12 protein-coding genes are annotated in these 26,820 nt (G+C 69.7%); 6 read left to right on the top strand and 6 right to left on the bottom strand.

Translation table 11 applies throughout. From position 1 onward, the window contains the following. Positions 1-258: 258 nt before the first annotated feature. From ACQEVU_RS35105 to ACQEVU_RS35080, 6 genes are all read right to left on the bottom strand, one after another. Positions 259-1,560: a TIGR02679 family protein gene (locus ACQEVU_RS35105; protein ID WP_433331271.1), complete on the bottom strand. Its 1,302-nt coding sequence runs from the start codon at positions 1,558-1,560 to the stop codon at positions 259-261. Beyond that, positions 1,557-5,717 carry a TIGR02680 family protein gene (locus tag ACQEVU_RS35100; protein WP_433331270.1) on the bottom strand — a complete coding sequence of 1,387 codons (4,161 nt, stop codon included), beginning with the start codon at positions 5,715-5,717 and terminating at the stop codon, positions 1,557-1,559. Before ACQEVU_RS35100 ends, ACQEVU_RS35105 begins: the two co-directional genes overlap by 4 nt. After that, positions 5,714-6,916 carry a TIGR02678 family protein gene (locus ACQEVU_RS35095; protein ID WP_433331268.1) on the bottom strand — a complete coding sequence of 401 codons (1,203 nt, stop codon included), beginning with the start codon at positions 6,914-6,916 and terminating at the stop codon, positions 5,714-5,716. The genes ACQEVU_RS35100 and ACQEVU_RS35095 overlap by 4 nt, the downstream gene beginning before the upstream one ends. Then, complete coding sequence (locus ACQEVU_RS35090) at positions 6,913-8,430, bottom strand: DUF2397 domain-containing protein (protein ID WP_433331266.1); 1,518 nt, start codon at positions 8,428-8,430, stop codon at positions 6,913-6,915. Before ACQEVU_RS35090 ends, ACQEVU_RS35095 begins: the two co-directional genes overlap by 4 nt. Positions 8,431-8,541: 111 nt before the next feature. Then, positions 8,542-10,221 (bottom strand): hypothetical protein, encoded by a 1,680-nt coding sequence (locus ACQEVU_RS35085; RefSeq protein ID WP_433331264.1) that lies wholly within the window; start codon positions 10,219-10,221, stop codon positions 8,542-8,544. Between the two features lie 122 nt (positions 10,222-10,343). Then, the gene (locus tag ACQEVU_RS35080; RefSeq protein WP_433331262.1) at positions 10,344-10,868 is read right to left on the bottom strand and encodes a DUF4352 domain-containing protein; all 525 of its coding nucleotides are present in this window, start codon (positions 10,866-10,868) and stop codon (positions 10,344-10,346) included. A 157-nt stretch (positions 10,869-11,025) separates the two neighbouring features. Between ACQEVU_RS35080 and ACQEVU_RS35075 the strand changes: the two genes are divergently transcribed. The 6 genes from ACQEVU_RS35075 (at position 11,026) to drmC (ending at position 26,806) form a co-directional block, all read left to right on the top strand. Then, positions 11,026-12,957, top strand: coding sequence for an N-6 DNA methylase (locus tag ACQEVU_RS35075; RefSeq protein ID WP_433331260.1), 1,932 nt, complete (start codon positions 11,026-11,028; stop codon positions 12,955-12,957). A 122-nt stretch (positions 12,958-13,079) separates the two neighbouring features. Next, a complete protein-coding gene (gene drmD / locus ACQEVU_RS35070) occupies positions 13,080-16,235 on the top strand; it encodes a DISARM system SNF2-like helicase DrmD (protein WP_433331257.1) in 3,156 nt (1,051 codons plus the stop codon). Next, the gene (locus ACQEVU_RS35065; protein WP_433331255.1) at positions 16,232-20,299 is read left to right on the top strand and encodes an Eco57I restriction-modification methylase domain-containing protein; all 4,068 of its coding nucleotides are present in this window, start codon (positions 16,232-16,234) and stop codon (positions 20,297-20,299) included. Before drmD ends, ACQEVU_RS35065 begins: the two co-directional genes overlap by 4 nt. Further along, on the top strand, positions 20,299-24,141 hold the full coding sequence (gene drmA / locus ACQEVU_RS35060; protein ID WP_433331253.1) for a DISARM system helicase DrmA: 3,843 nt from the start codon (positions 20,299-20,301) through the stop codon (positions 24,139-24,141). Before ACQEVU_RS35065 ends, drmA begins: the two co-directional genes overlap by 1 nt. Further along, a complete protein-coding gene (gene drmB / locus ACQEVU_RS35055) occupies positions 24,141-26,036 on the top strand; it encodes a DrmB family protein (RefSeq protein WP_433331251.1) in 1,896 nt (631 codons plus the stop codon). The genes drmA and drmB overlap by 1 nt, the downstream gene beginning before the upstream one ends. Further along, positions 26,033-26,806, top strand: a complete 774-nt coding sequence (gene drmC / locus ACQEVU_RS35050; protein WP_433331249.1) for a DISARM system phospholipase D-like protein DrmC — start codon at positions 26,033-26,035, stop codon at positions 26,804-26,806. The genes drmB and drmC overlap by 4 nt, the downstream gene beginning before the upstream one ends. Positions 26,807-26,820: the final 14 nt, after the last annotated feature.

The following is a 26,820-nucleotide window of genomic DNA, read 5'->3' as shown; positions in this document are numbered from 1 at the left end:
GTGACGGCGCCGGGTACATGGGGATGCGACGCGTGCCGGGTGATCACCGGTCGGGTGCAACATGGTAGCCGGGAACCCGGCCGCTAGGGCAACGGTGGTGGGATTCGCGGAGAGTTGTGTCGAAAGAGATCCCAGCTCACGCTCTGTGTCAACCCGCGCTATGCAGGTGTCCATACGAGACTCGTTCAGCGTTGACCGCTGCGCCTTCAATGTGTCTGGTCGCCGCCGCTTCGCGATTGTGCTTTCCGGCATCGCGGTTCATAAGCCGTCCCTCGTAGCGCGATCGCCGATAAGGTCCGTGAGGAGCTCGGGGAGTACCGCTTCCTCGTGTACGGCCAGCCCCCGAGCCTGCATCGTGACACCGAGCGCCTGGTCCCATGCCGTGCCGACTGGCTTCCCGGTGAGGGCGATGGCGTGGTCGGCGTCGAGCGCGGAGACCGCGGCTCGGTAGTCGGCGGCCGACATGCGCCAGGGCGATGCCCCGAGGCTCACGATGCGGCCGGCGATGGCGACGCCGGGCCAGTCGAAGTCTCCGTGGTACCGGACGGGATTGCCGGCGGCGATCAATGCTTGCAGCAGGCGGGTGCCGGCTGCGGCCGGGTTGCCGGACAGGCACACCATCGGTGTGTCGACGTCGGCGCGTGCGGCAGCCTGGAGCACTTGCGGGTTCTCGCAGGCGAACACGGCTTGACCGGGCCGGGCGAAGGGCACGGCGCCGGCATGGTCAAGTTCGTGCAAGGTGAGGTGGGTGATGAGGCCAAGGTGGGCGCGGTCCCGCATCATGCTCGACCATCGGTCGGGGCCTGGCGGCTGGAGCCGCCAGGTCAGGACCGTGCCGGATATCGCATCGGTGGCGACGCCGAGCATTTGCCAGAGGTCCCGCCGCTGGGCTGCCGTTTCGGGGACCGGCCGGTCGTGTGCCTGGGCGGCGGCTCGCAGCACGACCAGTGATGCCAGGGTTGTGTCGTCGAGCCCGTGTGCGTCACCGGTCACCCGGCTGGCCAGGGCCGCGAGCTCGACTGGCGGCCCGTCCTCGGGCGGAAGCAGGACCGCGAGGGCGGTGACCGCGTGCTCAAGGGCGCGACCGGCAGCGTCGATTCCGGCTCGGGTTAGGACACCGGTGCGTTGCAGGCCGGCAATCCAGCCGGGCACCCATGCCGCGTCGGCCAGTCCGGCGCCGGCCAGCGCGGTGTCGAGCCGTTGCCATACTTCGGTCCATTGCGTCTGGCGCTGCCGGCGTGCTGCGCCGCGATCGGTCAGTGGCCGGCCGTGGATGACCTGGAGCGCCGACACGAGGCCGAGTTGGGCGGCCGAGCGGCGCAGTGCCTCGTCGAGGTCGGCAAGCTTGACGGGTCGCCCGACCCCAGGTTGCAGCGGCCGGCCGAGCAGGCCAGAGAGGCGGTCGGCGGCGGCGTCGTCGAGGTCAACGGGGAGCGAGCCGGTGATACGCAGGCCGTTGCGCTCCAGCCGGGCGCGGGCGGCGGACCACACCGCCGCGAGTTCCGGGCTGGCCAGGTAGGCGCGCAGGTGCGGCGGTAGCGGTGGCGTGTGACCGGTCATGTGGTGCGCAGGAAGTGTCGGTTGCGGCCGTCCCAGCGGACGTGGGCGGTCGCGGCGGGCGTGCCCTCCTCGCGGCAGATCTCGTAGATGTCGAGGGCTGGCACCTGGGGTACGCAACCCCATAGCGCGTGGCCGGTCATCGCGAAGTCGACGTCCAGGCGGACCAGCAGGCCGAGGAGTTCGGCGATGGTGGGCTCGTCGACTTTGGCGAATGCGTCGTCGAGGAGGATGAGCCGCAGCGACGTCGCCGGGTTCTCGAGACCGGACAGGTAGGCGTCGATGGCGGCGAACAACGTCACGTACGACACGAAGCGTGTTTCACCCTGTGACAGCTTCGCCCGGCGGCTGATCCGTCGTTCGCGACCTGGCTCGGGGCCGGTGATGAACACTTCGACGGTGTGCCAGGCTCGGTAGTCCAGCGCGCCGCGCAGGTGGATTGCGTACCCCGCGGTCGGATCCTGCACCGCTTCGGCGGCGACCCGGGCGGACAGCAGCGCTGTCAGCTCCCGGTCCTGCATCGGTGTGCGGACCGCCGCGGCGGTCGTGATCAGTTCCTTGATCCGCGCGATGTCGCCGCTCGCGCCGTCGGACAGCTTCCAGGTCAGGCGCACCCCGATGCCCTGACTGGTGCGGATCGACCGGAGGCTGGCATTCATGGCCGCGATGAGGTTCGTCGCCTGTCCGAGCCGGCGCCGCAGTTCCTCACCGACTTCGCCGAGGACGAAGTCGGTGAACACCTGCTGTTCCCGTGCCGTGAGCGCGGCTCGGCCGGCCTCGCATTGCTGTTCGACCTCGATAGCGGCCTGGGCGAGCGGACGCCGGCCGTCGGTGTCGATCAGTTCGAACAGCCTGATGCCTGCCGAGACGGTGGCGGACACGTCGTAGCTGCCGGAGATGGCCTGCTCGAACACCTGTTGGGCGCGCAGCAGTGCGTTTTCGTCTGTCTTCGCCCGGCGCAGGCCGGCCAGCAGCGTCGTTGCGCTCGTTTCGACGGACTCGGGTGCCGGATCTGCGAACACGGACTCGGGCCGGTCCGCGAAGGCCGTTGCACTGACGCCGGGCTGGCCGAGTTGTTGCAGTACTGCCGAGGTGTGTTCGGCCAGCTCGGCTCGGAGTTCGCCGACGCGGGCGAGCGCGTTCGCTGCGTTCGCGGTGGCGGTGGCAGCCTCGCGGGCCAGTCGCTGCGATGTCTCGGATGCGGCGCGAAAGCCGGCCATGGCGTGCTGCAAGGCTGCTTCGGTCTGCGCCTCCTGCCGTTGGATAGAGTCGGCCTCGGCGCCGACCGCCGCACGAAGGACGTCAAGCCTCGTTGCCTTCTCCCGCCATCTCTGCCATTCCTCACCGGCGTCCTGCTCGGCGACGGCACGGCGGGCGGCCACGCCGTCGACAGCCTTGGCGGCCGATGCGTACCGATCCAGGGCTCGACGCAATGCGCCGACGCCGCTCATCACACTGCTACATTGCTCGACTGCCCTGTCTGCCTGGCGCTTCAGGTCCAGCAGCGTTTCCTCGTCGGGCGGTAGGCCGAACTCGTTGCAGATGCGCCGGTGCTCGCGGTCGTGTTCGGTCCAAGCGCGCGCCAGCTGATCAGCCTCGGTCCGTCGCGCTTTCGCCGTGGACGCCGATCGGCCGGCCTGCGCGACCGCCGCCGCGAAGCGGGTCCTGGCCTGGGCGAGCGCCATCGACTGCGGCGCGGACCGGCGCAGGTCGCGCAGCGCCTGCCGTCGGTGGTGCAGGTGCTGACGATGCTGTTCGCGCCCGGTCCTGGCGACCTCCAACCCATCAAGCTCGGCGGTGATCTCGGTCAGGCGGGCAGTTCGTGCGGCGGCTCGTGCTGCGGCGCCGATGTGGCGGGCGGCCGGGACGGTGTGGCGGCCACGGAGCGGACCGTTGCCCCAACGGCCGTCGTCGCTGACCCAGATTGCCGCGCTCGGGTCGTTGAACGCGATCCGTTCGAGGAGCGCGGAGACGGCGGCGGCCGCCACCGGGCTGCTCTGCTCGGCCGTCAGCACCGTCGAGAGCGGCCTCGCTGCCGGCGCGCCGGAGGGCGATACGAGGAGCTGCCCGTCGACAGCGGTGAGCCGGCCGCCGTCGTCCACCTCGGCGACCAGGAGCCCGGACGCGAGCAGCGCCGCCTCGATACCGGCGCGGTGTTGTTCGTCGACACCGTCGGCGAAGTCCAGGCACCGCCACAGCGGAGCACCGCCGGACGTCCTCACCCAGCTCGGCAGCTGAGGCTCAGGATCCTGTGCGTCCAGGAGGTCCTGCCGTTCCCCGGTGAGTCGTGCGGCAATCTCGGCGTCCGCCCGGTCGGCGTCGTCGAGCCGGGACAGCGCGGCCACCACGACCGCCTCGGACTCCGATACGGAATCGTCGGCCGCGCGGTCCAGGTCCGGCAGGGTGACGGCTGATGGCCCTTCACCGCACAGCGCGGTCCGGTCGATGAGCACCACTCCGAGCATCGGATGCGCCGCCCAGTCGGTGGTGCCGATGAGGTCCATCGTCTCAGGTGCGGTGGTCCACGCGCGCCACGCGTCGACCAGCTCGATCGCGATGTCATCACGCTGATCCCCGGCCTGCTCTGCGGCCTGTGCGTCCTCCTCAGCCCGCTGCTCGGCTTCGCGGGCCTTTCCGGCGGCGGTTTCCACCTGCCGGCGTTCCTGGGCGAGTACTCGGGCGTCGGCCGCGCGGTTGCCAGCCTGGGCTGAACGCGCGTGCGCGGCGGTTTCGACCTGCCGAGCGGCCTCGACAACGGCGCCGACATCCTCCGGTACGAGCGTGAGAAGGTCGGCGACGGGACGAACCAGATGCTCCGGGTCCTGCTCGCGGGAGGTCCGGACCACGTCGGTCGTCTGTGGTCCGGGCCGGCGACCCACCTGGACGGCGGCGGGCAGGCCGTGGGTTGCGATGCCGATGCCGGGCAGGACTGTCTGCAGCCGCTGGACAGTGTCCGACAGCGCCGCGACGGCCGAGGCGACGTCGTCAGCAGCCGGACCGGCTTCCTCCACGCGCTTGGATTCGTCGGCGCGGAGCTGCGCGGCATGCCGCAACGCGTTGTCCGCGGACGAGGCCAGCGTCCGCACGATCTCTGTCAGCTGCAGAAGGTCGGATGCGTTGCGATAGGCATCTGACTCGCGCAGCGCGGCCAGCGTCGCATCCAGCTGCTGGACCTTCTCGTCGAGTTCTGCGGCGCGCCCCCGCTCAGCTGTAGTGTCGCGTTCGAGCTGTTCCGCGTCGGCGGCGACTCGCGCTGCCGCCTCCGCGGACTTTCGCACACCGGCTGCGCGCTCCTTGACCGTCAGCAGCGAGGCGCTGAGCACTCCGGTGACGTACTTGCGATACACCTCGAGGAAGACCGTGATCTGCTCGCGAGCAGCCTCGAGGCGTTCCTGGTCCTCGCGGGTGCTCGTCAACCCGTCAAGTTGCTGGCCGGCGTCGGTCAGCGCGTCCTCGGACAGCGGCGGAAGTGCGTCGGCGAGGATCGCCGGCAGCCGCCCCTCCTCGATCCGGTTGCCGACGTCGGGTGACCGGAGCGTGTGCAGGAGTTTGAGCAGCCCGTCGAAGCGTTCCTTGCCGAGCTGACCGGTGAGTCCGAACACCTCGCCACGGACCCGCTCGCGGTGCTTCTCGGGAACGTCGGTGATGCGGTCCTCGGTGACGAGCTCCGCCAGGTCGCGTCGGGACAGTGGCTGCCGGTCCCGGCCGAGCAGCGGAAGTTCGGCACCGACCCGCAGGGTTGTCGTGAAGTACCAGACCTTGGCTTCTTTGGTACTGAGGGCGAAGCGGACCAACGCTCCGAGTGTGAGGTACTGCCGCTCGTCTTGGTCGTTGTCGGCCGGGTCGGGGTCGCGACGCAGCTCGAGCCACATGTAGCCGAGCCGGTTGCCCTGCTCACCCGCCCCGGCGCTCATCAGGTCTTCCATCCGGACGGACGATCCGGTGCCCATGTTGCGACGGTCGGCGTCGAGGAGGAAAGGCAGCAGCATCTCGAGCGCTCGCGACTTGCCTGAGCCGTTGGTGCCGCGGAGGATGAGCCGTCCGCCGGAGATGTCGAACGTGGTCTCGTAGTAGTGCCAGACGTTGACGAAACCGGCCCGGGACAGCCGCCATCGGTGCGGGTGGTGGCGCAGCGGTGTGCCATCGAACGTATCGGTCATCCGAACTCCAGCTCGTCCTGGCCGGCGAGGCGCCTGGCGGCCCGGGTCGCCGGCGCCGCCACCGGCTGCGGTCGGTAGCGGGCGGCCGCTGGATGTACTACCAGTCCGGTGTCGTCGGCGGTGGCCAGGCTCATGTCCACAAGCAGCGCAACCACCCCGTCACGCAGCCGAAGTGGCTGTTCGACCAGTGCCGAGCCCCAGGCCCGTCGATGCCGATCGGTGAGCTTCTCCAACGCGTCGTCAACCTCGCCCCACTCCGCGGCGATTCCGAGATCGGCCTTCGTTTTGCGACCCGGCAGCTGTCCTGAGTCGATCAGCTCGGCCAGCAGCAGCAGGGCGGCCTGCTTCACGGTGCCTGTGCCGGGAAAGGCGATGTCGGTGAGGCTGCCGCCGGGGTCGTAGGCAAGGACGCCCTCGGCGCGGACCTCGACGGTGAGGCCGAAATGCTCGTCGAGCATTCGGGTCAATTCGCTCCGTTCGCGGGAGAGGACGTCGCGTTCACCATCGGTCAGATCCTCTCGCCGCACGAGCGGGTTCTCGACCAGCTTGCGACGCAGCGACCGGCGGGGCTGGTCGGCGAGAGCCGGGTCCCCGGCCAGTAGGTCGTCGGAGTGCGCCAGGCCTGACAGCGGTCGTGCAAGGAGGTGCGGCAGAACCGCTCGGTGGATCGTGAGGAGTGCCTCGTCCTGCCGCTCGCTCCAGCCCGTGGCAGTGCCGTCGGTTTCGGTCAGCACGCCCCAGTCGATGAGGTGGCCGACGGCGGTCACCAACGCGCGGCGCTCCGGAAGCGTGTCGCCGATGTCGACCCCGATCGTTGCCGCGTCGGAGCGGACCTGGTCGATGAGGGCCGAGATGAGCGTCTGTTCGCCGGTCCCGGGAGCCAGCAGCGCGGCGCAGAGCAGCGCCAGGTGGGTGTATGTGACGGGTGTCCATGCGCTGCTGTCCGAGCGGCGAGCCGGTCGCGCTGGCCCGTCTGGGCTGATCGGCCCTTTGACCAGTCTGGCGAACGACGACTCGATGATCAGGTTGTAGCCCAGCAGGGTCTTGAACGTGCCGCGGAGGGCCGGCGCGTGCAGCCGGACGAGGGCCAGTTCCTCTGATTGCGCCGCGGTGAGCAAGGGGTTGGCCAGCAAGGCGCGTGCCGCGTCGACCCGCTCCCTGGCCGACTGGTTCGCGGTGGCGAGGTTGCGGCTGCTCATCCGGCAGCCGCCAGACGGCGCCCGGCACTGGCAAGGGGCACCGCAACAAGTTGGACGTCGTGCACGGTGATGGTGCCGTCGTCGCTGGTCACGATAGTGGCGTCGCCCTTCGCTGGTGTGGCCCGCAGGACCAGCCCGAGGTCGGTGTCTCGCTGTTCGATCGGAGTCGCCGCGGTGGACACGAGGGCGAAGACGGCGGAGAGCTTCTCCAGCAGCAGGTCTCTGGCCGCCCTGCTGAGCCGGCTGCGATGCAGTGGACCGGCGGCCAGCAGTTCCGACGCGGCCGCCCGCCTGGCCTCGTCGCGCTGGTGCGCCAAGGCCAGCAGACGCTGTGCCTCGGCGCCCGGGTCGGGTACCCGCGAACTGCGTCCGCGTGCGGTACGGTCGCCGCGCTCACGTAGCGACACCGGTACGCTCACCGGGGCCGATTCCCACCAGGACGTTCCGGGACCGGTCGCCGTGTCCGGCTCGTCGGGCCCGAACAGTAGGTGTCGCGAGGGGTAACAGCCGAATGCCGCGTCGTAGAGGCGGTGGGCGGTTTCGCTGTCGGCGCTGTGGAACCATGCCGCGAGCTTGAGCAGATCGGCACGCCGGGACAGTCCGGTGCCGGTTGCGGTGAGCATGCGCCGCGCGTTGGTGATCAACTGACCCAGCGCCTGTCGCGCAGCGGCCCGCAGCTGGTCGGGGCCTGACCGGTTGTCGGAGGCTCCGTACCAGGCGGCGAGCTGCTCCCAGTCGGACAGCGTCCTGCCCGGCAGCCGCTCGATCGTGAACGCCTCACCCGCTATGGCGGGGACCGCAGGTAGGTGGTCGAGCACCCGGTCGATGAGTTGGAGCAGAATCCGTAGCCGCTCCAGGATCTCCGGTGCGTTCCGATTGACATCCGCGCCGATCAGGTCGACATAGTCCAGCAGTAGGCCTTTGAACTGGGTGTACTCCTCGCCGCCGAGGTCGTAGCGGGTCAGCACGCCGGATAGGTAAGCGTAGAAGTCGGTGACCGACTCGTGGAACATCTGGTGGTCGTTGAACACGCCGGTCACCGCGCCGGCGAGTGTCTCCACGTCGATTGGCCTGTTGACGTGCCCCACTTGCAGCAGGATCTGATCGAGGCTGTCGACGGTACGGGCGAGCAGCTCCCGGGCCACCTCGCGGGCGCCGTCGACGGCCCGGAAGATCTCCTCGGCCTCCCGGTGGAGCCGACCGCCGAGCTTCGAAACCTGGTACCGGGACCGTGATCGGTGGTACGCCGCCACAGTCGGTACCCGAGTCTCGCGAACCGAGCGCACCAGATTGCCCCAGTCCACCAGCTGCCGGCAGCGACTCTCGACCGTGTCCGGGTCCATGACGACGCCCCGCTCACTGAGCTGACTGCCGACCTCCTCGGCCGACAGGTCGGCAAGCAGGGTGCCGGCGAAGAGTCGCATGATCGCGATGTAGTCGTCCGCTGCATCTGCGGTCAGATACGAGAACAGTGCGCGGTGGTCCGGAGCGGGGGAGCGCTGGTCTGCAGACAATCGACCTCCTGTAGTGGATCCAGCTCGGAGGGTAATTGACGATCGATGCCGAACGCACCTCTCGTCGACCAGGAGACTGACCCGGATTTTGCTGGACCATAGGTTCCGCCGTCAGTGCACGGCTGCACTGACGTCCTGCGTGCCGGCTTCGATGGCGGCGTGGCCCCGGCGCAGCAGTTCGTCGCGCTCGGCGTCGGGGAGCGTCATCGACTCCGCGAGCACGGCGGCGAGCGCACCGAAGTGTGCGTGGTCGACGTCGGCGGGGAAGACCCACCGGATGTTCTCGTCGCGCGTGATGAGGTCGACCGCCGGGCGGGGCGTCTTGTCCGGTGTGGTCGCCGCCCGGACGTATCGCACCCGATCGATCGGGACGTCGAGACGGAGCTCTCCCTGTTGCAGGAACGCGGTGGCCTTGGCCGTGATGATGCGCCGGTCGGTGACGGCGACCAGCGTCCGGGTGTTGTCCATCGCCGCGGCCAGCTTCTCCATCGCCCCACCGAGGACCGTAGCGATGGAGCCGACTGCATCGACCTGGTCGGGCAAGCCGACGGCCCGCACGGACTCACCGTCATCGAGGAACCAGCGCAGGACGCGAAGGTACGGCTGGAGATCCACCGATGCGGGTGCGCAGATGACACCCGGCGCCTTCACGGCGGGGACCGGCGGGCGGAGCGCGTCAGCAAGCGGCTCGATCGCGGCAAGCAGACGGGCGGAGGCTTGGCGGGCCGCCTTCGCGTCCCCACCCAGCCCCGGCAGCGACCACGTCAGACTGTCGCGCCCGGGGAGCTCGGCGAGGATGCGCAGCTCCCTCGTCAGCGAGCTGACGAGGGTCACTGTCTCGGCGAGTGCGGTGTCGAACTCCCGCTGGGTGTCCCGTGCGATGACCTCGACGAGCCGGGCCTCATCGTCGTCCTCGCGTCCTGAGGTCCTCGCCCGGGCGGCGTGCAGTGCCTGGTATCCGATCCATGCCTTGACGGACGTCAGCAGTGCGTTCGCGTCGAACACGATCGCCTCGGCGTTCGTCTCGAGATACTCGCGGCGGGCACGTGCGTCGAGCCGCTGGACCTGCCGGATGTGATCGCCGACGTTCAGCTTGTACAGGTCCAGTTGCGTCTGGAGATCCGCCCGCTTGCCCGCGATGGTGTCCCACAGGCTCGTCGGGACCGACCCGATCTCCTGCGCCTGATCGATGACGCGGTCGACGGTGGCGACGAGCGCCGTCAGCTCGGCCCACTGCGCGTGGCGGGCGGCCGTGAGGACCTGGCTCGTCAACGCGACGTTGGTCCTGACCAGGCCGGTCACTTCCGTCAGCTGCATCTGCATGGCGATCTGGGCCAGCGCCGGCCCGAGCGCGGCCGCGGTCCGCGCCACGCTGAACGCCTTCACCGGGATGAAGCGTGCCTGCCCGAGGATGCGGCCAGGCACCATCACGGTTCCCAGATTCGCTCCGTCTTTGACGGCGAGTGACGCGCCGCTCATCAGTAGGGCTCGGGTCTGGTCACTGATCCGATAGAGCCCTTGGACGCTGGCGAACGTTGTGCCGAGGTTGCCGGCCGTGGTCGCCGTGGCCCCGACGGAGGCCAGGACTGCGGAGATCTGCTCCCGATGGACGGTCGACACGAGACCGAAGTCGATCAGATTGGCCCTGAGTTCGGCCGGAACATCACCGAAGACGACAGCGACCCCCGGAAGCACCTCCGCCAGCATCGTTGATGTGGTCGACGAGTCGGCGGTGGTGTGGCTGTTCTCCGCGGGCTCGGCGATCTCCGTCGAGTCCAAAGGGTCTTGCATGCGATTTCCTCCTCGTGAGGGCGCGTCAAGTTCGGCCGCCGTCGGTGTTCGCCGCCGAAGTGTACGGCTGGTCGGGGGCCGCCCGCCGAGAGTGCGGCGGAGCCGCGAACCGGGCTGGTCAGTTACGGGTTGACCCAGTAGGCGAGGGTCTCGAAGGACGGCGCGAACTGCACCTGCGCGCCCTTCAACTGAGCCGCGGCGCCTTCGAAGACGATGTTGCCGGTGACGGTCTGGCCGGCGCCGATGGTGCCGGAGTGCAGCTGGTTCTTGACGTCGATGTCGAACCCGGAGTCGAGCTTGGTGCCGTCCCCGGCGAGCATCGACCAGTGGAACGGGTTGTATTCGATCGAGCCGGCCTTGCAGGTGATCGAGACCGACACGACGATCACCTTGCCCTGCATCTTCACGCTCTTGACGACGACCTCACCCATCGAGCCGCTGGACAAGGACAGCGCGCCGACCTCGCCGACGGCGAACTTCTTCGGCCCCTGCGGCGCGGCGGCCTGGGTGTCAGCCGCCCCGGCGGCGGATGCGCCCGTGCCGCTCGCGGCCGGCGCCTTGCTGATGGTGTCGTCCTTCGGGGCGGCGCCGCAAGCGATGACGAACAGGCTAAGCCCGGCGGCAGTCCCGGCAATGATCTTGCGCATGGTGTCGTTGCTCCTTCGCGGATGAACCCACCGGGTTGGGCGGGATCGGTAATGCAGCTGAACGCCCGCATCGTCGTGCTGTGTCGGAGTCAGTGAGAGCAGCGTCTGTTAACTATGTCAACAGACATAACGCTTGACACGTGTGTATGCTGTGTTCGTGCCTGACTCGCCGAAGGTCACCGCAGCTGATATCGCCCGCCTTGCCGGCGTCGGACGTGCCGCCGTCAGCAACTGGCGAAAGCGTCACGCCGACTTCCCCGGACCCGTGAGCGGCACCGCGGCGAGCCCGGAGTTCGATCTGGCCGTTGTCGAGGAGTGGCTGCGCCGTCAGGGCAAACTGCCCGAACTGTCGGATGAGGACCGTTTGTGGTCGCGGCTGGCGGCGGCCGACGACAACATCGCCGCGACGCTCGGTGCTGTCGGCGGTCTGCTCCTGGCCCACCATCGCGGTGAAGCGATGCAGAGCCCGTCGATAGCGCCGCAGGTGCTCGGTGCCGTTGTGAAGCTGGCCGACGACCGCGGGGCAGGCGCGGTGTTCGACGGGCTGTGGCAGCGATTCGTGCAGGTGCAGGCATGGCGTGTGGGTGTGACGCCGGAGCCGCTGACTGACCTGATGATCGGCCTGTCGAACGCCTCCGGCGGCACGGTGCTCGATCCCGCCTGCGGCACCGGCAACATCCTGCGCGCCGCGGTCCGCGCCGGTTGCACCGCGGCCTACGGTCAGGAGATCGAGCCGCACACCGCCCGCCTGATCGAGCTCTGGCTGGCGCTGCGGGGCGTGCCCGGCGGCATCCGGATCGGCGACTCCCTGCGGGCCGACGCATTCGCCGGCCTGACCGTCGACGCCGTCGTGTCGAACCTCCCGTTCGGCGACACCAACTGGGGCCACGACGAGCTCGGCTACGACCCCCGCTGGGAGTACGGCATGCCGCCACGCACCGAGCCGGAGCTGGCGTGGGTCCAGCACGCCCTGGCGCATCTGCGGGCGGGCGGCACTGCCGTGCTCCTCATGCCGCCGTCTGCGGCGAGCCGCCGGGCCGGTCGGCGCATCCGCTCCGAGTTGCTGCGTCGAGGTTCGTTGCAGGCGGTAATCGCCCTGCCGGCGAAAGCTGCCGCGCCGCACAGCGTGTCGCTGCACCTGTGGGTGCTGCGCCGTCCCGACGGGCAGCCGGCGCCGTCCGCGCAGGTGTTGATGGTCGATGCGGTCGACGGCGACACCGAGGGCGGGTATGCGCGGATTCTGAACGTCTTCCAGGCGTTCGTCCGCTCGCCGGGGGGGCCGGCGGATGAGGCTGGGTTCGCCCGGGCCGTGCCCGTCATCGAGCTGCTGGACGAGGACGTCGACCTGACTCCCACCCGTCGGCAACCGTCGCCCGCGACGGAGGTCTCCGCGGACACGTTCGTCAGGGTCCGTGAGCAGGTCGCGCCGATGCTCGAACAGTTGCCTGCGCTGCTGCCGGGGCTGTCCGCGACCACCGCCCCGGCGACGGCCCCGACCGTGTCGGTGGCCGACCTGGTGAAGTCGGGCGCGCTGCAGGTGCTGGGCCCGGTGCGACAAGCGGCTAAGCCCCACGACGCCGATGTGGACCGACTCGTGCTGACCGTCAACGACGTGCTCCACAACCGCGCCGCCTCCAGCCGCGCCGGTGACCCGTCGACCCCCGAGATTTGTCTCGCGGCCGGTGACGTTGTGGTGCCCACCGTCGCCCGGCCGCTGACCGCCCGCGTCGTGACCGAGGACGGCCCACTGCTCGGACCGAATCTCTACGTGTTACGGCCCAACCCGGCCGCCTTGGACCCATGGTTCCTGGCCGGCCAGATCCGCACGGCGGCCAACGAACGGCACGCGGCCAGCACGTCAGGCGCATTCAGGTTCGACGTTCGTCGCGCACAGGTGCTCAGACTGCCGCCGGCCGACCAGCGGCGTATCGGCGAGGCGTTCCGCGCGCTGGGCGTTTTCGACGAGGCTCTGCACCGCAGCGCGTCGCTTGGCGCCGAACTCATCCGAGCCGCCACCGAGGGACTGGCTCGAGGCATGCTGCTGCCGCGTTCGGCGGGCGCCGAGGGGCCGGCCGAATCGCCGAGATGACCCGTTAGGGGGAGACATTCCGGCTGGCAGGCATGATGGGGTTTGCCAACCAAGACACACCGAATGGGACATTTGTTTCTCCGCGGGGCTAACCGCGAGTACATGCATTGGAGCACGGCGTGGTGAGCGCGACGACGGACACCCCCAGCATCGGCTCGCTGGTCGCGGTCCGTGGGCAACGTTGGGTCGTCAGCGACGTCAACGTCGGGGACCGCAGCAGCCTCGTTAGCCTGCAGAGCGTCGAGGACGGGCGGTACGGCCACACGCTCGACGTGATCTGGGAGGTCGAGCCAGGGCGGCAGGTGCTGCCGACTGGCGCCCTTCCGGCGGTCGCCGAGGGCGGCTTCGACCCGCCGCAGCGGCTGGCCGCGTTCCTCGACGCGGTCCGCTGGTCCGCGGTCACCTCGGCGGACGCCAAGACCCTGCAGGCGCCGTTCCGCTCCGGAGTGGCGATCGAGGACTACCAGCTCGAGCCGGTCGCCCGGGCGGTCGACGCGCCACGGGTCAACCTCCTGCTCGCCGATGACGTCGGCCTGGGCAAGACCATCGAGGCTGGCCTGGTCGCCCAGGAGCTGCTGCTGCGGCACCGCGCCCGCCGCATCATGATCGTCTGCCCTGCCGGCCTGACCGTGAAGTGGCGCGACGAGATGGCGGAGAAGTTCGGTCTCGACTTCACCGTCATCGACACCGAGCGTTGTGCGCTCGTGCGGCGCACGCACGGTTCAGCAGCCAACCCGTTCGAGGTGTACCCGCTGAGCATCGTCAGCCTGCCTTGGCTGCGCGGACCGAAGGCGCAGCGGCTGCTGGACGAGGTGCTGCCCGCCGACGGACCCAGCTATCCGCGCACATTCGACCTGCTCATCCTCGACGAGGCGCACCACGTCGCTCCCGCCGCCCCCAAGCAGGTCTATGCCGTCGACTCGCAGCAGACCAAGCTCATCCGCCGGCTGGCCCCGCACTTCACGCACCGGCTGTTCCTATCGGCGACCCCGCACAACGGCTACCAGGCGTCCTTCACCGCCCTGCTGGAGATCCTCGACAACCAGCGGTTCGCGCGCGGCATGGAGCCCGACGCGACGGCGGTCAAGGAGACCGTCGTGCGCCGCCTCAAGCGCGACATCGTCAACGCCGACGGCACGCCCCGCTTCGCCCAGCGCCACACCCGCGCCATGCCGGTGGAGTACCCGCCGAGCGAGCGGGCGGTACACGCCCTGCTCAAGGAGTTCGCCGAGCTGCGGCGGCAGCGGCTCAACACCCGGCGCGGGCGCAAAGCCACCGACCTGGTGACCCTGCTGTTGAAGAAGCGCCTGTTCTCCAGCCCCGCGGCGTTCGCGCACACCGTCGGCGTCTACCTGGAGACGCTGCGCTCGCGCAAGGCGCCCGCCGCCCAGCCGGTCGACGACGACATCCCGCAGTGGTTGGACGGGTTCATCGAGGACACCGCCACCCTCGACGACGAGGAGCTCGCCGACGCCGAGGACGACGTGCTGAGCCGCACCCGCCCGATGCAGCCGGACGCCACCGACCGCGAGATCGCGCTGCTCGAGGAGATGGAGACCTGGGCCCTGGCGCACGAGGCCAAGCCCGACGCCAAGGCCCGCGAACTCATCAACTACCTCAAAGGTGTGTGCCAACCCGACGGCACGCACTGGATGAACGAACGCGTGCTCGTCTTCACCGAGTACCGCGACACCCAGCTCTGGCTCACCGGGCTGCTCCGGCAGGAAGGGCTCGCCGGCGCCGCCCTGGCGGAGCTGCACGGCGCGGTCTCCACCGACGACCGGGAACAGCTGCGCCTCGCCTTCCAGGCCGACCCGACCGAGCACCCGGTGCGGATCCTCCTCGCCACCGACGCCGCCAGCGAGGGCATCGACCTGCAGCGGTACTGCCACCGCCTCGTCAACTACGACATCCCCTTCAACCCGAACAAACTCGAGCAGCGCATCGGCCGCATCGACCGGTACGGGCAGCGCACCACCCCCGACATCCGGCACTTCGTCGGCACGGGCTGGGGACACCAGGTCGACGGGTTCGAGGCCGACCTGGAGTTCCTGTCCCGCGTCGCGACCAAGATCGCACGGATGGAGTCCGACCTCGGCTCCGTCAACGCCGTCCTCGCCGATGCCGTCCAGCGCCGCATGCTCGGCGAGACCGTCGACTACGACGTCGACAAGGCCGGCAGCGGCCCGAAGGACACCGTTCCCGTCGAGTCCAACGTCGGCGAGCAGGTCCGCAGGCTGCGCACCAACCTCGACGACACCGTGCACGAACTCGGCATCACACCCGCCGCGGTCAAGCGAGTCGTCGACACCGCGCTCGAACTGGCCCGCCAGCAGCCGCTGCAGCCGCACCTCGACGACAAGTCCCCGGTCGACGGGCTCTTCGCCGTACCGCCGCTGACCGGATCCTGGCAGCGCGCGGCGGCCGGCCTGACCGACAAGCTGCAGCGCGACGGCGAACCCCCGCGGCAGCTCCCGGTCGCCTTCGACACGCGCGCGATCCGGGAACTGGCCGAGCACGGCGGTACGGCCGTCCTCGCCCACCTCGGCCACCCACTCGTCGCGATGTCCACCCGCCTGCTCCGGGCCGCCGTGTCGAACGGCGACATCGGCCTGCACCGGGTCGCCGCCGTGGTCAGCGATGACCCCGCGCTGGACGACGTGCTGGTCGGCGCCTACTCCCGCTTCGTCCTCGTCGGCGCCGACGGCATCCGGCTGCACGAGGAAGTCCTGTACGCCGGCGGCTGGGCGCCCGACAACGGCAGATTCCGCCGCATCGAGAACCTCACCACCCTCGGCGGCATCCTCGACCGGGCCCTCACCAGCGGTACCCCCGCCTCGCCGATCGTCCAGGCCAGACTCGCCGCCCGCTGGCCCCGGATCGCCGACGGCCTCCTCGCCGCGATCGACTGGCGCACCGCGACCAGGTGGGACGCCCTAAAACGCAAGCTGCACCAGCGGGAGCAGGCCGAACAGCAACGCGTCATCGCCAACCTCGACCAATTCGAGGCCTCACTACGCGAAGCCCTCGTCGTCGACGAGGAAGAAGCGGAGAACACGTTGTTCAGCCGGGCCGAGGCCGCCGACTGGCAGCGCACCAAGGAGGAGCGCGCACAGTTCCGCCGCGACCGCCAGTCCTGGGACGAGCGTCTGCGCGAGCTGGAGGGCGAACGCGACCGAGAGCTGCAGGCGATCGCGAACCGCTACCGCGACCCGCAGCCCCACCGGTTCCCGGTCGCGGTGATCTTCGTCGTACCGAGGAAGGAAGCCACCCGATGAGCCGGACGTTCAAGGGACGCCCCGCCGCACCCGACAGCGCGCAGCAGCACCGCGACTGGCTCAGCCTGGTCGAGGTGAGCGGCCCGTTCCTCAGCCTCCCCGTCCTGCGCGCCACCTGGCCGACCCTCGACCCGCTCGACAAGAAGATCCGCGAACGGCTCCGGGCCGAACACGCCGCCTGGCTCGACGACCCCGACGCCGGGCAGGCAGCGTGGATCGATTACGTCCTCGGCGACCTCCTCGGGTGGGGTGACGCGCTGCACCGCGACGGCCTTGAAGACCTGACCGCGCACATCGCCGAGCACGACGCCGACATCGCCCCGTCGTTCGTGCTCGCCGAGCCGGACGAAGAGGTCAAGCCCGACACCGTACGGCTGCTCGGCCTGGTCTGCCCGCCCGCGAACCGGCCCACCGCCCGCGTCGCCGGCTCCACCTGGAGCGCGACCCCGGTCGACCGCCTGGCGCACCTGTGCCGGCACCACGACGTCGAGCTCGGCCTGGCCACCGACGGCCGCTGGTGGGTTCTGATCTGGGCGCCCCGCGGCGGGGTCACCACGACGGCGGTGTTCGACGCCGTCGCCTGGCCCGAGGCCGCCGAGCGCGACGTCGTGCGCGCGTTCGTGTCGCTGCTGAGCCGGCGCCGGTTCTTCGGCGTCCCCGAGGCCGAGCGGCTCGTACCCCTGCTGCGCGACAGCAAGGACAACCAGGAGGAGATCACCGAGGCCCTCGGCGTCCAGGTCCGCCGGGCGGTTGAGCTCCTCGTCGCCGCCATCGGCCGCGCCGACATCCGCGAACGCGAACGCGGCGGCTCCGGCCTGGAACAGGTCACGGCCCACGACGTGTACCGCGGCGCCGTCGCCGTCATGATGCGCATCGTCTTCCTGCTCTTCGCCGAGGAACGCAAGCTGCTACCCTCCGACAACGACCTCTACGCCACCGCCTACTCCGCTGGCCGGCTCCGCGCCGAGCTAGAGGACCGGGTCACCGAGGGCAGCGAGGAGGACCTCGAACACACCTCCGCCGCGTGGCACCGGCTGCTGGCCCTGTTCAACGCCGTGTACCACGGCATCACCCACCCGCGCCTCACCATGCACGCGCACGACGGCTCGCTGTTCGACCCGACGACGTACCCGTGGCTGCCGCTGTCCATCGACGACCGGACGGTGCTCTACATGCTGCGCGCCGTCCAGCGCGTCGAGATCGGCACCGGCCGCTCGCGCGAGGTACGCACGCTGAGCTTCCGCACCCTTGATGTGGAGCAGATCGGGTACGTCTACGAGGGCCTGCTGTCCTTCGAGGGCTTCCGCGCCGACGACGTGGTCGTCGGCCTCATCGGCAAGGAAGGCCAGGAGGAAGAGGTACCGCTGACCGCTCTTGAGATGCTGCCGTCCGCACCGGCGGAACTGGCCGCGGCTCTCGCGGAGCGGTACAAGGACTCGAAGATCGGCTCAGTCGCGGCGCTCACCAAGCGACTCGCCCCGCTCGGCCGGGTCGAGCGCGAGGAGGCTCGCAAGAAGCTGCTCGCGGTGACCGGCGGCGCCTACCCACTGGCGGAGCGGCTGCTTCCGTACTTCGGCGTCATCCGCGAAGACCTCCGCGGCCTGCCGACGGTCATCCTGCCCGGCGCGCTGTTCGTGACCGAATCGGCGCTGCGCAAGAACACCGGCACCCACTACACGCCGCGATTCCTCGCCGAGGAGGTCGTGGAGGGCGCGCTTGAACCGCTAGTCTACTCGCCCGGCCCGCTGCAGACCGCCGACAAGACCCACTGGAAGCGCAGAACGAGCGCGGACATCCTCGCGCTGAACGTGGCCGACATCGCGATGGGCTCGGCGGCGTTCCTGGTCGCCGCGGCGCGTTACCTTGCCGAACATCTCATCGAGGCGTGGTCCGCCGAGGGCGACGAGCGCGCGGCGGCGTTCCTGGGAGCAGCCGCGGGCCGGCATACCGGCGCCGACGAGGATCCGCTCGTGATCGAGGCCCGCCGCCAGATCATTGAACATTGCCTGTACGGCGTGGACATTAACCCGATGGCCGTCGAGATGGCGAAGCTGTCGCTGTGGCTGGTGTCGATGGATCCGCAGCGCCCTTTCACGTTCCTCGACGACCGCCTAGTCGCGGGTGACTCCCTGCTCGGCATCACCAGCCTCGAGCAGTTGGAGTACATGCACCTGGACCCGAAACGCGGCCGCGACGTCCACGACGACTTGTTCGAGTGGGCGGCCGGCGTGCGGCCGCTGGTCCACGAGGCGGCGGAGCGCCGCCGCCTAATCGCCACGAACGATCCGGGCGAAGATCCGATGAAGGCTCTGGCCCGCAAACGCGAACTGCTCGACGAGGTCGAGGACCAGACCCGGCAGTTGCGGCTGTTCTCGGACCTGGTGGTCGGTGCAGCGCTCGCGTACGGCGGCAAGGAGGGCGGATATGCCGCGGCGGCCAAGTACGCCAGCGAGGCATCGCAGTCCGGCGACTACGCCGAGGCCCGCCGGCAGCGGAAGCAGTGGCTCGCGACGGACCAAGTGGCAGGCTCCTTCGACCGCCAGCCGTTGCACTGGCCACTCCAGTTTCCGGAGGTCTTTGAACAAGGCGGTTTCGACGCGGTCATCGGCAACCCCCCATTCCTCGGCGGCACCAAGATCAGCGCGCCACTGGGAGCTGCTTATCGTGATCTCATAGTGCTGGATATTGCTAACGGCATTCGTGCCGGGGGCCGAGGTGATTTAGTGGCCTATTTTGCCCTTCGCTCGCACGAATTGCTTAGCCGTACGGGGCATGCTGGTCTTGTCGCCACCAATACCCTCGCTCAGGGCGACACTCGTGAAATCGGCCTGGACCAGATCGTTGCATCAGGTATAACTATCGTACGTGCGGTGAAAAGCAGGCCTTGGCCGTCAAGAAGCGCGGCTTTGGAGTACTGTGCGGTATGGACTTCTCGGAGTGTTCCCGCTTCAGGGGTGCCGTGCATTGCAGATGGCCAAGCGGTTTCCGGTATCACGGCTGCACTCGAGCCTAAGACGCGGATTAGCGGAAAGCCTGCGGGTTTAGCCGCAAATAAAGGTGTTGCTTCGCAGGGTTCGAAGCTCGATGGTATTGGATTCACCATTGCCCCAGATCATGCCGCCGAATTAATCTCTTCGGACTCACGCAATAGGGAAGTATTGTCGCCTTATCTCAGCGGTCAGGATTTAAACTCTCGCCCGGACTGCTCTGCGAGTAGATGGGTAATTAACTTCTACGATTGGCCGCTTCAGCGGGCCAGAGGTTATCCCGAAGTTGTTCAGATCGTGGAATCCGCTGTTAGGCCGGAGAGGCAGCGTCGTCGCCCGGACGGCTCTTATGCTCTGCGCAGGCCGCTCCCTGAGCGATATTGGCAATATGGGGATAAGCGAACTGTGCTATATCGGTTAATTGGTCGGTTGAGTCGAGTTCTTGTTCAAACAATCCACTCAAAAATAGTAATGCCAGTAATGGTTCCTGCTAATCAGGTGTTCTCGCACGGGCTTACTGTATTTGCCACGGATAGCCTCGGAATGTTGGCGTTGTTGTCGAGTTCGCCGCATTATTGGTGGGCCGTTAGTAACGGTTCGACGATGAAGACGGACCTCCGATACACGCCTTCAGACGTGTTTGAGACGTTGCCAATGCCTGACCTTGTGGACGCGATGCATGCGTTGGGCGATCGGCTCGACCGGCGGCGGCGGGAGATCATGCTCTCGCGGAACGCGGGGCTGACGGCGACCTACAGCCTGGTGTTCGACGCCGGGTGCGCCGATGACGACATCGTCGAGCTGCGGCAGATCCACCGGGACATCGACGTGGCTGTGTGCGAGGCGTACGGCTGGGATGACCTGCTGCGGCAAGGACTCGACCATGGGTTCCACAAGACCGGGCCGTACACGCGGTACACCGTCGGCCCGGCTGCTCAGCGTGAAATGGTCGATCTCCTGCTGGAGCTGAACCAGCAGCGGTACGCCGAAGAAGAGGCGAAAGGTCTGCACGACAGGAAGAAGGCCGCGAACCGCATGCCGAGCGCGACCTCGCCGGACGAGGAGGCGTTGTTCTGATGGCTGGCGAGCAGGAGAGCCTTTTCCCGCACCCGCGCGGCGAGCAGGAGGCGCTGCCGCTGCAGCCGGAGGCCGGGCCGGAGCAGCCACCGATCATCCCGCCGCTCGACGTGCCACAGGCGTTCGGCAACGTCAGTTCGTACCAGGTGCGCGATGAGCTCGAAGACCTGGTCCGCCGGGACCTGCTGGGCCCCTGGGACGGCGAGACGGAGCAGTTCCGGCCGCGCGCCATGGGTCCGCGCGAACGCTACCTGGTCGGCATGCTCGGCCCCCGGTCCCGGTCCAACGCGGACGGGGGCACCCAGGCCGACCCGGCCCAGGATGTGGAAGCCTCGTCAGCGCAGGGCGACGGCAGCGAGGGAGAGCTGCCCGAGGTGCTGACGCCCCAGTCGCTCGGCAAGCTGTGGGCCTCGTCGATGGGCATGATGTTCGCCGTGCCCGACGACGTCGACGCGCTGCACGTGGCCGGGCAATGGGGCAAGTACGACAAGCGCGAGGCTGAGGAGGACGGCAAGAAGCGCAGCGTCTGGGCGCGGGAACCGGTGCCGTACGAGAAAACGGTACGACTCGACGCCGAAACGTCGCAGCGCTTACCGCTGACGGGCACGGACCCGGATGCGCCGGGTGTGCTTCTCGCCGTGGACGTCCGGCCGCGAAAAGGTCGGCGCGTCGTACAACTGGTGCTCATCAACGCGCAGGTCGAGCCGGCCGTCAACGGCGACACGGCGTGGCTGTTCCAGCCCGATCTGCGGGTGACGGCGCTGGACGGCGCGGCGGCCGTGTTCCTGCCGATCGACGATCCGCTCGACGACCTCCAGACGGTTGGTGACGACCTCGAGGAGGCGCACCTGCGGCTGCTTTACCGGTCACAGCGACGCTACGCGGCCGGCCGCAACGTGGCCGTCCACCCGTCGGTGCGCGACGGCGAGCGGTGCGCGCACAAGCTGGAGACGACCTGGCTGCCGGTCTACAACGTGCCCGCCACGGTCGCGCCGGTGGGGGAGGGGACGCCCCTCGCCGCCGTCGAGCTGTCGATGGACGCGCTGGCGACCGCCGAAACGGATGCGTTGCGGGTCGGCCTGCTGCCTCTCGCGGACGGCTACACGGCCTGGCTGGCCGAGCAGAAGGCCGGCATCCCGGAGTTGCCGGCGCCGCTGCAGGCCGCCGCCGAGTCGGCCGTGTTCGTGGCGGAGCGGGCGGCCGCGCGGATCAGGGCCGGCATCGAGCTGCTCACCGATCCGCGGCAGCAGGGCCACGAGGATGCTCTGGCCGCGTTCCGGTTCGCGAACGAGGCGATGGCACTGCAGCGCCGGCACACCGAGATCGGCCGGCTCCGCGACGAGCTCGGACTGTCCTATGCGGAGGCCGAGGCGAAGGTGAAAGAGAAAGGAGCCGATGCCGCGTCGTGGCGGCCGTTCCAGCTCGCCTTCGTCCTGCTGAACATCCCGTCGCTGACCGATCCGGCCCACCCGGAGCGGGCCGCTGCCCACACCGCCACCGTCGACCTGCTGTTCTTCCCGACCGGTGGCGGCAAGACGGAAGCGTACCTCGGCCTCACCGCGTTCACGTTCGCGATCCGGCGGCTGCAGCGCACGATCGGCACCGGTGTGGACGCGCGCAGTGGCATGGCGGGCGTTGCGGTCTTGATGCGGTACACGCTGCGGTTGCTCACCGCCCAGCAGTTCCAGCGGGCGGCGGCGCTAGTGTGTGCCGCCGAACTGCTGCGGCGCCGGGATGAGATCCGGTGGGGGAGCGAGCCTTTCCGGATCGGGCTGTGGGTCGGCGGTGGCGTGTCACCGAACTGGTTCGATGAAGCGGCCGATCAGATCGCGGAGGCCCGCGAGGCCGGCGACGCGAAACGTACGAACGTCCTGCAGACGCTGTCGTGCCCGTGGTGCGGCTCGAAGCTCCGCGGCCACCACGATCTGCGCGTCGACAAGGACCTGCGCCGGGTGCTGCTGCACTGCCCGCAGGCCGAAGGCCCCGACGCGTGCCCGTTCTCCGCGACCCGCTCGGCCGAAGGGTTGCCGATCCTCACGATCGATGAGGAGATCTACCGGTTCCTGCCGAGCCTGGTCATCGCGACGGTCGACAAGCTGGCCCAGCTGCCGTGGCGGGGGTTCGCCGGCATGCTGTTCGGCCGGACGCACTCGTTGTGCCCGCGCCACGGGTACCGCCACGACGACCTGGATGTGAAGACGGGCTGCACCAGCCGCCACAACGCCAAGGGTGCGCTGCCCGCGGTGGCCAGCCAGCCGGTGGTGCGGCTGCGACCCCCGGACCTCATCGTGCAAGACGAGATGCACCTGATCTCGGGCGCGCTGGGCACCGTGGTCGGGCTGTTCGAGGCGGCCGTCGACGAGCTGTGCACGTGGCCGCTGCCGGGCGGCGGCGCGGCCGGGCCGAAGATCGTCGCGTCGACGGCGACGACGAAGCGCGCCCGGGAGCAGGTCCGCGGCGTCTTCGGCCGGGAGCTGGCGGTGTTCCCGCCACCGGTCATCGACATCACCGACACGTTCTTCAGCGAGCAGGTGCCGCTCAGCCAGGAGCATCCGGGCCGCCGGTACCTCGGCGTCTGTGCGCACGGGGTGCGGCTCAAGTCGGCCGAGATTCGCCTGGCCGAGATCCTGCTGCTCGCCGGGCAGACGCTGTTCGATCGGTACGGCGAGCCGGCCGACCCGTACCTGACCCTCGTCGGCTACTTCAACGCCACCCGTGAGCTGGCGGGCATGCGCCGCTACCTGGACGATGACGTCGCGACCCGGGTCCGTTCGCACGGCCGGCGCAAGGGCCTGTCGGACCGGCTCATCACCGGCACGCAGATGCTCACGATCCAGGAGTTGACGTCGCGGATCTCCTCGGCCGACATCAGCGACGTGCTGAAGCGGCTGGAGGTCGGGTTCGACCCGGAACTGGACACGTCGGCGCGGCGCCGCGCCATCGCCGACGACATCCGGGCGGCCATGAGCGCCAAGACAACTTCGAACCCGCGGGTCCCGTTCCACCCGCTGGCCGAGCGGTTCTCGCATCGGAGCCGACAGGACCAGCTGCCGGTCGACGTGGTCCTGGCCACCTCGATGCTGCAGGTCGGAGTGGACGTGTCCCGGTTCGGGCTGATGGTGGTGACCGGCCAGCCGAAGAACACCGCTGAGTACATCCAGGCCTCCTCCCGGGTCGGCCGTGACGCGAAACGGCCCGGGCTGGTGGTGACGCTGTACAACTGGACGCGGCCCCGGGACTTGGCCCACTTCGAGGATTTCGAGTACTACCATGCGACGTTTTACCGCCAGGTCGAGGCGCTCTCGGTCACCCCGTACACCCGCCGGGCGCTCGACCGGGGCGTCACCGCGACGGTCGTCGCGGCCGTACGCAACGCCCACGAGCAGTTCTCCCGCAACCTCGACGCCCACGACGTGCCGCTCGGCGGGCCCGAGGTCGGCCGGATCGTCGAGCGGCTGCTGGCCCGGGCCGAGACGATCGGCGGTCCGCGCGGCCGCGACTACCTCGAGGAGCGGCTCAAGGTCCTCGTCGAGAAGTGGACGAAGCGCAAAACCGGGTCGACGCGGCTGGGCTACCAGGCCGGAGCGTTCAAGCAGCAGCAACTGGCGGGACTGCTCAACCAGGCCGGCAGCGGTAAGTGGGACGACCTGACGGTCGGCATGTCGATGCGCGAGACCGAGAACGAGATCAACCTGCTGGTGCCGGCCGGGTCCGAGGTCTTCAACGAGCTCTACGGCGCCCCGGCGTGGGCGTTCGCGGGCGTCGACGCGCCGGCGACGGAGGAGGACCTGCCCGACGGTGACGAGATGGGCGAGTCCACGCTGACCGGGAAGAGTGTCTGATGGCGACGGCGAACCACTTCCGGCGGGTCGGCGCGGTGCGGCCCAGCCACCTCATGTTCACCACGGGCGTCGGCGCGCTCGTCGACCTGCCGAACTTCTCCGTGCTCGTGCGCGGCCTGGACGACTGGAACTACAACCACCCGGGCTGGGAGCCGATCGCCGAGCCGCGGCTGCTCGCCGCCGTGCGGGCCCTGGGCAACCGCAGCGTCGACCAGCTGCGGCCGGCGCCGTGGATGGAGGGCACCGACCAGGACCCGAAGGGACCGGCCGGCAAGGTCGGCGTCCCCACGGTGCCGTTTCCGGGCTGGCTGCGGTGCACGGTCTGCGACGAGCTGGCGCCGCTGGACTCGGGCGTCTTCGGCTTCGAGAACCTCAAGGCCCGCAAGCCGCACGAGGCGCGGTTCTACCACGGCAGCTGCACCCGCAAGAAGAGCGGGCGCAAGCCGCTCGCCGTCGGCGCCCGGTTCGTCCTCGCCTGCACCAGCGGCCACCTTGACGACTTCCCCTACGCGCACTTCGTCCACCACGGCGGCAACTGCCCGAAGGCGAGCCACCCGCGCCTGCGGATGGACGACCGCGGCGGCAACCTCGGCGCCAACGTCGAGATCCGCTGCCTGAACTGCGGCGACCGGCGCAACATGCGCGAGGTGCTGGGCCAGCGCGGCGCCGACAAACTGCCGAAGTGCCGGGGGCGGCGCGCCCACCTGGCCGACTTCGACCCCCTGGGCTGCCCGAAGGCGGAGGTCAAGCTGCTGGTCGTCGGCGCGTCGAACCAGTGGTTCGCGCAGACCCTGTCGGCGCTCGCGGTGCCCAAGACCGGCGCGAGCGAGCTGCAGACCAAGGTGGAGCAGTTCTGGGGAGTGCTCGAGGGCATCCCGATCATCGGGATGCTGCCGTATGTCCGCGACAACGTTCCCCAGCTGCGCGAGTTCGAGAACTGGTCCGACGACGAGTTGTGGGCCGCGATGGAGCGGCACCGCGCCGGACCGAAGCCCGCCGACGACGGCAACGCCTACCCCGATCTGCTGACCCCCGAGTGGGAGATCTTCACGGCCACCGGTCCGCTGCCGAAGACCGACGACTTCACCCTTCGGCGCGACCCAGACGGCGTACCGGCCCAGCTCAAGGAGTGCTTCTCCGACGTCGTGCAGGCCGAGCGGCTCCGGGAGGTCCGCGCCCTCATCGGCTTCACCCGGCTGGACGCTCCCGACCCGGACGACCCCGGCCTCGTGACCCGGGCACCGCTGTCCCGATCGGCGCCCACCTGGGTGCCGGCCAGCGAGGTGCGCGGCGAGGGGATCTTCCTGCGGGTGCCCGACGACCTGCTCGGCGGCTGGGTGCAGCGGGTCACGGCGACCGACGCCATGCAGGCGCACCGGGCCGCCTACGGGCGGTTCCGCCGCAACCGGTACTCGGACCGGATCACCGGCCCGTTCGACGAGATGCGGCTGTGGCCGGGGGAGCGGTACATCGCCCTGCACACGCTGTCGCACCTGCTGATCCGCACGATCGCCCTGGAGTGCGGCTACAGCTCGGCGAGCCTGTCGGAGCGGATCTACGCCGGCACCGAAACCGACCCGCGCGGCGGCATCCTCATCTACACCGCCGTCCCCGACGCCGAGGGCACGCTCGGCGGGCTGGTGTCGCTGGCCGAGCCCGACGCCCTCATCCGGCTGACCCGCCGCGCATTGGCCGACGCGATGCACTGCTCGTCCGATCCGCTGTGCGCCGAACGGCTGCCGCGCTTCCCGGAGGAGTTCCTGCACGGCGCCGCCTGCCACGTGTGCCTGTTCGTCTCCGAAACCACCTGCGAGCGCGGCAACCGGTTCCTCGACCGGCGCTTCGTGGTGCCCATCGACGACCCCGACTTGGCTCTCTTCCGCGAGCTGCCGTGACCACGACCGAGGCGTTCGAGTCAGCGGCGCTCGTGGCCGTGACCCAACTCGGGGCGGTGCAGCTGCGGGCGCTCGCGGACCGCATCGCGGCCGGCTGGCCCGACCACGCGGCGTTGCACACCGTGGGCGTTGCGGGATTCGCCGACGCCGCGAAGGCAGTACTCCGCGCGCAGCATGACGCCGGCCTCACGGACGTGGAGGCCGCCGCCTACCTGCGCGGGGTGGCGGCCGGACACGCCCAGCAGGCCGCCGCCGTGCGGGTCGAGTCGGTGTGGAGCGGCCCGGGCACCTACCGGGTGCCGGTCCGTTCGACCGCCCAGGTGCTGGTCGAGATCGCCGGCGAGGCAGACCACGAACTGCTGCTCATGACGTACTCGGCGAAGCCGTACCCGCCGCTGCTCGACGCCCTGTCCGCCGCCGTCGGCCGAGGTGTGGCCGTCACCGTTGTCGTCGAGACGCTCCAGGGTGCGGGCAGCGCGCTCGCCGGCGCGGAGCCGGCCGCCGCGTTCGCCTCCGTGGCCGGCGTCCGACTCTGGCACTGGCCGGGGGACCGGCGGGCCGAGCCGGGCGCGAAGATGCACGCGAAAATCGCCGTCGCCGACCGGCGGGTGCTGCTGGTGTCCAGCGCCAACCTCACGCAGTCGGGCATCGGCAAGAACATCGAGGCGGGCCTGCTGGTCCGCGGCGGCGCCGCCCCGGTGCGGGCCGCCGAGCACATCGCCGAGCTGCGCGCGCAGGGCGCTCTGGCGCCCCTGCGGCACGGCAGCTGACGTCACCGACCCTG

The sequence above is a fragment of the Dactylosporangium sp. CA-139066 genome, from assembly GCF_050936175.1.
GTDB lineage: Bacteria > Actinomycetota > Actinomycetes > Mycobacteriales > Micromonosporaceae > Dactylosporangium.
Note: the sequence above shows the minus strand (reverse complement) of the source record. Positions and strands in the feature narration are given on the sequence as shown.